Source organism: Candidatus Hydrogenedentota bacterium, assembly GCA_035450225.1.
Lineage (GTDB): Bacteria > Hydrogenedentota > Hydrogenedentia > Hydrogenedentales > SLHB01 > DSVR01.
The window spans coordinates 22,821-31,757 of the sequence record DAOTMJ010000044.1; the positions used below are offsets into that span (position 1 = coordinate 22,821).

Annotated in this window: 4 protein-coding genes; 3 read left to right on the top strand and 1 reads right to left on the bottom strand. The window is 62.7% G+C overall.

The window, feature by feature from the left end; all coding sequences use genetic code 11:
- The first annotated feature begins 160 nt into the window (after positions 1-160).
- From P5540_17025 to rimI, 3 genes are read left to right on the top strand one after another with little or no spacing between them, the layout of a single operon-like run.
- A complete protein-coding gene (locus tag P5540_17025; GenBank protein ID HRT66522.1) occupies positions 161-499 on the top strand; it encodes an HU family DNA-binding protein in 339 nt (112 codons plus the stop codon).
- Between the two features lie 31 nt (positions 500-530).
- Positions 531-1,238 carry a tRNA (adenosine(37)-N6)-threonylcarbamoyltransferase complex dimerization subunit type 1 TsaB gene (gene tsaB / locus P5540_17030; GenBank protein ID HRT66523.1) on the top strand — a complete coding sequence of 236 codons (708 nt, stop codon included), beginning with the start codon at positions 531-533 and terminating at the stop codon, positions 1,236-1,238.
- An 11-nt stretch (positions 1,239-1,249) separates the two neighbouring features.
- Positions 1,250-1,720, top strand: a complete 471-nt coding sequence (rimI, locus tag P5540_17035) for a ribosomal protein S18-alanine N-acetyltransferase (GenBank protein ID HRT66524.1) — start codon at positions 1,250-1,252, stop codon at positions 1,718-1,720.
- Positions 1,721-1,747: 27 nt separating this feature from the next.
- On the opposite strand, the gene P5540_17040 is transcribed toward rimI, so the two are convergent.
- Complete coding sequence (locus tag P5540_17040; GenBank protein HRT66525.1) at positions 1,748-8,764, bottom strand: PKD domain-containing protein; 7,017 nt, start codon at positions 8,762-8,764, stop codon at positions 1,748-1,750.
- Positions 8,765-8,937: the final 173 nt, after the last annotated feature.

Here is an 8,937-nt window from a genome sequence, read left to right on the forward strand (position 1 = left end):
GGGCAGGCATGCCGCCCGGCGTCCTGAAAAAGTTTGCGCGGGCCTGTTGCATGGCATTCGGGCCGCGGGTATAATGCGATCGCGTGAAGGGCTTTCTTCGTTCGCGATGCAATTGCGCGGGGTCGTGCGAATTCCGCGCGGCACGAGGAGGACGTTTCGCATGACGATGACCAAGCGGGAACTGGTAATCAGCGTGGCCATGCAATTGGGCATGACCCAGAGCGACGTGGCAAAGATCATCGAGAGCGCCTTCGATGCCATTGCACAGGCATTGGCCCGGGGAGACCGGTGGGAGTTGCGCGATTTCGGCGTGTTCGAGGTCAAGACACGCGCGTCGCGTATCGGACGCAATCCCCGCACGGGCGAGCAGGTGCCCGTGCCCGAACGCAAAGTGGTCAATTACCGGCCCGGAAAGAAAATGAAACAGATCATCAGCGGAGAGCACCCCGACCCTATCGTGCATGAGTCCGAGGTTCCTGCCGTCGGCGATAACCCCTAATTTTTTACACCTTACACCAGGGCATTTTTTCATGAAAATCCTTGCGGTGGACACGTGTACCGCGTTCAATGCGGTTGCCCTGTGCGAAGACGCCGCCGTTCTTGCCGAGACGACCGTCCTCTGCGGGCGCGCCCATTCGGAACGCTTGATTCCCACCGTGAATTGGTTATTGGCGGAAACGGGACTGTGTTTGGCGGATGTGGATTTGCTGGCCGTAACAATAGGTCCCGGTTCGTTTACCGGGGTGCGGATTGGCGTGGCGACGTGGAAGGGCTTGGCCCTTGCGGCCCGAAAACCCCTTGTGGGCGTGCCGACCCTCGATGCCATGTCGCTTCTGGCGGCGGTTTCCGACGGAATAGTCTGTCCCTTGCTCGACGCGCGGATGAAAGAAGTTTACGGGGCCGTTTACGCGTTTGATGGGGGTGTCCGCCGTAAATGTTCACCCGATCGCGTGGGACCGGTGGAGGCCATCATGGCGGATTTTCCCGATGCGCCGATATTGTTGGGCGATGGCGCCGCAATGTATCGCGATCGCATCCTTGCATTGAGACCGCGGGCAAGAATTGTCCCGCCGATGCACCTGAATCCGCGCGCCGCGGCGGTGGCGCAGGAGGCGTTCCATCTTGTCCAATCGGGCATGGACACGGACCCGTCGCATGTATCTCCCGTGTATCTTCGGCAATCACAGGCCGAGGAAAACCGCGCGCGCCGGTCCCGGCCGGACGTCCCGGTCCTTTGAAAGCGCGGGCCATGGGCCAATCCGCAGATGCATCGGGATTGCCGGAGACCCTTGCCTTTGTCCGTATTGCGGAGGAGCACCTTCCGGAGGTGCTGGCCATCGAATGTGAAGCCTATCCGGATCCGTGGTCGGAGCGCATGTTCCGGCAGGAAATCGAACAAAACGTCTCCTATTTTTACGTGATGCTTTTCGAGGGTCGCGTGGCGGGATATGTTGGTTTCTGGCTGGTCGTGGACGAGGCGCATATCACGAGCGTAACCGTCCGGGATTGTTATCGCCGGCGGGGTTTCGGCCGCCGCGCGATGGAGTTCATTCTTGAACGGGCGAAGCGTCTCGGCGTCACTCAGGTCACGCTTGAAGTACGGGCGTCCAACCTGCGCGCACAGGCCCTTTACACAGGCATGGGATTCGAGGTTCTGTATCGCAGAAGAAATTATTACAACAACCGCGAAGATGCGCTGGTGATGGCGCGGCCGCTTTGATTCCAAGACGGCGGAAACAGATGGCTTTTATTGCCGGTTTCGGGTTTGCCGAATACGCGCGGATCGTCCGGCCAGCGCCAAGAGTCCCATCAGCAAAAGGGCGGCTTCCCATCCGCCGCCGGGCAGTGTCGTGGCCGGCGTGACGTGGATGGCGTCGTTCACGATCCAGGTCGGTGATCCCGATTCGCTGACAACCGTCAGCGATACGGTATAGACGCCGGGATTCAGATAGGTATGCGACGGATTGGGGAGTCCCTGAATGGTTTCGCCATCGCCGAAATCCCATTGCCAGTTGTCAATGGGCGACGATCCCGGAATCGAAGTGTCGGTAAACGCCACGAGGAGCGGCGCCGCGCCCGACGCTGGATCGAACGTGAAGCCGGGCGACGGCGGTATGGGCGGACCGACCGTGATAAAGTCCGTTTTGATCGTGGTTACCGTGTGAATCAAAGTGGAAACCGTGAGCGATACGGTATAGACACCGGGCAGGGTAAAAAGGTGAACGGGACTCGGCCCCGTGCCGGTTCCGCCGTCGCCGAAGTCCCAGTTCCATTCCTGGATTGGGAGTGTGCCCGGGACGGAACGATCGGTAAATTGGACCGTCAGCGGGGCCGCGCCGCCGGGCGTGTCGGCCTCGAAATCCGGTTGCGGGGCGATGGCTTGGGCGACGGTGATGCCGTTGGTTTTAGTGATCGTGTCGCTTGCAATGTCGGTGGCGACGGTCAGCGTCACCGAGTATGTACCGGCAGTATTGTAGCGATGCACCGGATTCTGCGCCGCGCTGGATTCCCCGTCGCCGAAGTCCCATGTCCACGTTGTAATCGGCGATGTGCCGGGATCGGACACGTCCGTAAAGGCCACGTCGAGCGGAGCGTATCCGTCGGCTGGCGCGGCTATAAAATCCGCCACGGGCGGCGCCCAGTATTCGAAAGCGCCCATGTCGGCGCTCAGACCCTGCGGCCGCGGAATGCCGCGGTAATCGTCGTTTGGCGCGCCTTCCGAAGCGGCCTTGTCAATACACGGCGATTCCGGACGCAGTGAAAAATCATTGTTGCCGGCGTCCGTGAAGAGGGGATCCGTGTTGATGTTGCCCGTGCCGGATGGATATCCGCCCGAGACGTCGTTGTAATCAATCCGCGGCGCGCCGTTCTGGTTTTGAATTTCATCCGGCGCATCCTGCCACAGAATGGAATTTTTGACCATGGCGTCCGATTGATAATTGAAGACGGCCCCGCCTTGGCCCTGCGATGCGAAAGCGTTTTCACTGGCATTGCCGTTGAATGTGCAGTTGACGATCGAAGGCGCGCCCGATGCGTTGTACACGGCCCCGCCCTGTCCGGCGGCGACAAGCGAGGCGCGCGCAAAATTGTTCGTGAAGATGCAGTTGGCAATGGAGGGCGTGGCGGAGATGTTGGCGATTGCGCCGCCGCGGCCCTGCGAGAACGAGCCGCCGACAGCCATGTTGTTGATGAAACGGCATGCGCGGATGGACGGCGCGCATGAATCGTTGTAGATGGCGGCGCCGCCGTAATTGGCCGTCATGTCCCGGAACGTGCAATGGATCACGGTGGGCGATACGCCCACGTTGTAAAGGCCCGCGCCGCGATCGCGCCCGTTGCCGGTGTTGCCGGCGTTGCCGCCGGTGACGGTAAAGCCGTCCAGCGTCGCATTGTTCGCGCCGATGATGACATGGTAGGCGCGATTGCCGTTGCGGGACGTTGTGCCGTCAATCGTTGTTTTGCGAATTGTCCAGTCGCGTTCCGCGCGGGCGGTTTCCGAACCGGCGAACCCGCCGTAGAGATGCACGCCTTCGGCCATGATCAAGGCGCCGCTGGAATTGGATCGCGCCTCGTTGTAGAGGCCTTCCGCCACCCATACCTCCGCGCCGCCAAGCGCCGAGGCGGCATTGACGCCGTCTTGAATCTTGCGGTAGGCGGTTCCCCACGACGCGCCGTTTTCCGTGCCCGACGTGTTGTCCTTGTCCACATAAACCAGCGAACCGACGTGAATCAGGCGGATCTTGGTCAGGGTGTCGCTGCCCACGGAACTTGTAACCGTCAGCGAGACGTCGAAATCACCGGGGGTTGCATACGTGTGGCTGGGGTTGGGCTGGGCGCTTGTGCCGCCGTCGCCGAAGGTCCATGCCCATTGGGTGATCGTTTTGGTGCCTTCCGTGGATTCGTCGGTGAACTGGACCGTCAGCGGACGGAACCCCGATGTCGGCGCCGCGCTGAAAGCCGCCATGGGCAGGATGCCGGGTTCGACGTGAACGTAGCCGGTCCGGGTTTCGGTCGAGTTGCCGGCCGCCGATGTGACCGTCAGCGATACCGTGAAGTCGCCGGTGGCGTCGTAGGTGTGCATCGGATTTTGCTCGGTGCTGGTCGTCCCGTCACCGAAATTCCATAGCCATTGCCCGATGGGCGAGGTGCCGGGCGCGGATTCGTCGGTGAATTGCACAACGAGCGGCCGCGATCCCGTCAGCGGCGCGCCGGAGAAAGCGGCGCCGGGCGCGACACCCGGCTGGACCGAAACGGTGGACGGCTGTGTGCGGGTGTTGGATCCCGCGTCGCTCGTAACCGTCAGCGACACGGTAAAAGTGCCGGCTGTCGTATAGGTGTGCGATGGATTTTGCTGGGCGCTGGTCGTTCCGTCGCCGAAATCCCACAGCCATGCCGTGATGGGTTTCGTGCCCGGCGACGACGTATCCGTGAAGGCGACGGACAGGGGCGCATAACCCGACGCGGGCGTCCAGTCGAAGGAGGCCGTAGGAACGGCATCCACGACAATGTAACCGGGGTTGGTTCGCGTGTCCTGCGCGCCGTTCTGCGCGGTGACCGTCAGCGAAACCGTAAAGAGGCCCGCGGCGAAGGTGTGCGATGGATTCGGCTGGGTGCTGGTCGTTCCATCGCCGAAGTCCCACAGATATCCGACAATGGGCGAACCGCCCGCAACCGACAGGTTTTGGAATGCAACCGCCAGCGGCGCAAGGCCGGCCAGGGGGGACGCCGAGAAATTGGCCGTGGGACCCGACGACACGTTGATATAGTCCGTCTTGATCAGCGTATGGCTTCCGGCGCTTGTCGTTACGGTCAACGAAACGGTGTACTTGCCCCCATCCGTGTAGACATGCGACGGATTCGCGGATGTTCCGGCGGGCGATCCGTCGCCGAAATCCCAGCGCCACGAAACGATGGGGGAGGTGCCCGCGGAGGATTGATCGGTGAACTGCACCGTAAGCGGCTGCGGTCCGGACAGGACGTTGGCCGTGAAGGCCGCCACGGGCGCGACGAAATATTCGAACGCACCCATATCCACGCGCGATCCTTGTGGCCGGGGTGTGCCTGCAAGGTCCGTGGCGGGCGCGCCGGCATTGACGCCGGTGTTGATGCACGGCGATGAAGATGCCAGGCGATAATCGTTCGGCGCGTTGGTGAATACGGGGTTTGTGTTGATATTGCCCGTTCCCGCGAATACGGGCGTTCCCCGGATGTCGGAATACGTTGCAAGCGTGGCCGCGCCGCCGATGTCCGAAATTTCCTGTGCCGCCTGGTTGTAAAAAATAGAATTCCGCACGGTGACGGGCGAAGGGCAGACATAATTGAACAGCGCGCCGCCCTGCGCGGCCCGATTGTCCGCAAACGTGCAGTTGGCCACGGTTGAATTGGAACCGCCGTTGAACATGCCGCCCGCGGCCGCCGCCGACACATTGCCCGCCAGCAGGCAGTTGACAAGCGAGGCGGGGCTGCGATCGTAATTGTACAGGCCGGCGCCGGTTTCCGCCGTGTTGCCGGACAACGTGCAGGCGTCGAGCGTGACGGTTGCCAGCGTGATATTGAACAGCGCGCCGCCCAGTCCGCCCGCGTCCGGAACGGCGTTGTTCAGGAATGAGCAACGCCGGAACACGGGGGCGGAGTGTTGGGAATACACGGCGCCGCCGCACAATGCCTGGTTGCCGGTAAATGTGCAATCCTGAAAAACGGCATCGGCATAGTAATTGAGCGCGGCGCCGCCGTAGTCCGCCTGATTGTCCGTGAACGTGCAGTGGGTGTAGACCGCCGCCGATTTTTCGTTGTACACCGCGCCGCCGTATGGCGCCGCCGTGTTCGACGAGAACAGGCACTCCGACACCTTGGCGTCGGCAAAGTAATTGTGCAAGCCGCCGGCGTCGAGATTGCCCGTGTTGCCGGTGAAGGCGCATGCCGTGATGACGGGCGCCGCGTGGGCATTCATCATGCCGCCGCCCTCGATCGCGTGGTTGCCGGTGAACACGCAACGCGAAACACGCGGGGCGACCCGATAATTGAGCATTCCGCCGCCGGTGTCCTCCGACGATCCGTTGCCTTCGATGCCGTCGTCGGCCCATCCGCCGGTAATGGTGAATCCGTCGAGGATGGCGTTGTCGGCGCCCAGCACGACATGATACGCGCGCGCGCCGGCCCGGGCGGTCGTGCCGTCGAGAATGGTGACGTTCGTTTCGGGATTGCACTGGCTGCGCGTGGTTTCGGATTTGTCGAATCCGCCGTAAACGTCCACGCCCGGTTTCAGCACAACCGAGCCGGTCGCGTTGGCGCGCGTTTCCGCGTAGGTTCCCGATGCAACCCACACTTCGGCGGGCGCTCCAGCCGCAAAGGCCGCGTCAATACCCGCCTGCACCGTTTTATAGGCCATCGTCCACGACGTGCCGTTCGGATTCGACGCCGTGCTGGCGGCATCAACGTAAAATCGCCGGTACACGCGGATGTAATCGGTCTTGGTTTCCGTCGTGCTGCCGACCGCGGAAGTGGCCGTCAGCGAGACCGTGTAGAATCCCGGCGCGGAGTAGGTATGGCCGGGATTGGCCGCCGTGGAGGTCGTGCTGTCGCCGAAATTCCAGAGATAACCTGTAATGGGCGATGTGCCGGGCGTGGACTGGTTGGTGAATTGAACGTTCAGCGATCCGTAGCCGATTGTCGTGTCCGCCGTAAATGCGGCCGCGGGGCCGCCCACATTGACTATCATCGTCTTTGTGCTGGAACCCGTCGCGCTGTCCACCGTGAGCGTCACGGTTCGGACGCCGGCGATTGTGTAGGTATGCGAAGGCGATTGCGCCGTGCTGTTTGCGCCGTCGCCGAAGTCCCACACCCAACTCGTAATCGGCGAACGGCCCGCGACGGACGCATCCGTGAACTGGACGGAGAGTGGAGGCGATCCCGACGCGGGCGCCGCGGAAAAATCGGCCGTGGGGCCGCCGTCCACCACGATATGGGCGGCGCGCGTCAGGGTGTGCGATCCGGCAGGCGTCGTGACGGTCAGCGATACCGTGTACGTCCCCCCGCGCGTGTAGGTGTGCTCCGGGTTTTGCTGGGTGCTCGTCGCGCCGTCGCCGAAGTCCCAGAGCCACGAAAGCGGCGATGCCGTGCCGGGCAGCGAAAGATCCGCGAAGGCGACCGCCAGCGGAACCATGCCTTTCTCCGGCGATGCGCGCCAATCCGCGACCGGTCCGGCCGTGCCGTATTCGTACGCGCCCATGTCGAAAAGGCCGCCGGACGGCTGCGGCCTTGGCGTGCCGAGGATGTCGTTGGAGGGCGCATTGCCCGCCGTGCCTTTGTTGATGCAGGGCGAGCCGGCCAGCAGCGACAAATCCCCCGCCGCGGCATCGCGAAACTGGGGGTTGGTCTGAATGTTGCCTGTTCCCGCATGGCCGCCCTGGATGTCCGAGTAGATGACGGTGGGCGTGGCGCCGCCGATTTCCGAGGGTGTGTCGCCATAAAGAATGTCGTTGGAAAAGGTGCAGGGCGCGCCTGTCGCGCAGTAGACCGCGCCGCCCACCCCGCCGTTCTGCGCCTGATTCACGGAAAAGGACGTATTCACGACGAGCGCGGTCTGGGGGCCCTCGAAATAGGCCGCTCCTCCGGAACCGTTGGTGGCCGTGTTGCCCCAGAACACGCCGTTCGACAGCAACAGCGGCCCGTTGGCATTATACAGGGCGCCGCCGCGCAAGGCCGAGTTGGCCCGAAAGGCGCATCGCGCGACATGGGGCCAGGCGTTTGCAAACGAGACCGCCCCGCCCGCGCCCGAAACAGCGGCATTCAGTATAAAGGAACAATCCGAAAATTCCGCCACCGCCGTGTCGCAATACACGCCGCCGCCGAAGGCCGCCTGATTGTTCGACAACGTGCAATGCCGCATTGTAACGGTCGCCCCGCCACGGGCCACGAGTCCGCCGCCCGCATTCGACGCCACATTGCCATTTACTGTGCAACGGAGCAGTTCCGGCGTGCATGCGTCGTTGTTTTCGAGACCCGCGCCGTCCCCTGCGGCGTTGCCCGATATCGTGCAGCCCAGAAAGAGCGGCGAACATGCGCCGCGATTCGCGACCGCCCCGCCTGACTGCGACGCCGTGTTCGTGGCAAATGTGCAGTTGACCGCCTTGGGCGAGGAGATGTGATTGTACATGCCCGCGCCGAAAGCCGCCATATTGTTTTCGATGGAGCAAAGAAACAAGACCGGTGACGACTGATGGTTGTGAATGCCGCCCCCAAAACCGTTTGCGACATTACCGGTAAATGTGCAATGGACAACCAGCGGCGAGGCAAACGCGTTGTACATGCCCCCGCCGTTGGCGGCATCGCCCGTGCCCGACGCGATGCCGCCCGTGATGACAAATCCGTCCAGCACAGCATCGTCCGCGCCCATGATCGTGTGCCATGCGGCCGATCCTCCGCGCGCCGCGGCGCCGCTGATGACGGTTAGATGGGTTGTCCAATCTCGCGCATCACGCTGGGTCTCGTTGCCGGCAAAGCCGCCGTACAGCGCCACGCCGGTTTTCATCAGCACCGCGCCGGTTTCATCGGCCCGCGCCTCGCCGTACGTGCCGCCGGCCACCCAGATTTCATCGCCTTTGGCGGCGGCGTCAATTGCGGGCTGGATGTCCCTGAAGGCGGTTGACCATGCCAGGCCGTTTTGCGTGGGCGACGCATTCGCCTTGTTCACAAACCACGTCGCGGCGGTCGCCGCCGGGGCGGCCGCCAAGACCAGTGCTATCAATGCCGCATGTCGTGCCACGCATCACGTTCCCATTCCCCCCGGATTGGGTCCGGCAACCATTCTTCGAGTGAATACTTCAGCCAATACAAACGCGAGTCTACCGCAATTCCCGCCGTCTTTCAACTGGAAATTTAGTACCCGTAATCCCCGGCTAAGGAAGCGATTGGGGCGGGTCATGTCAAATTGAGTCG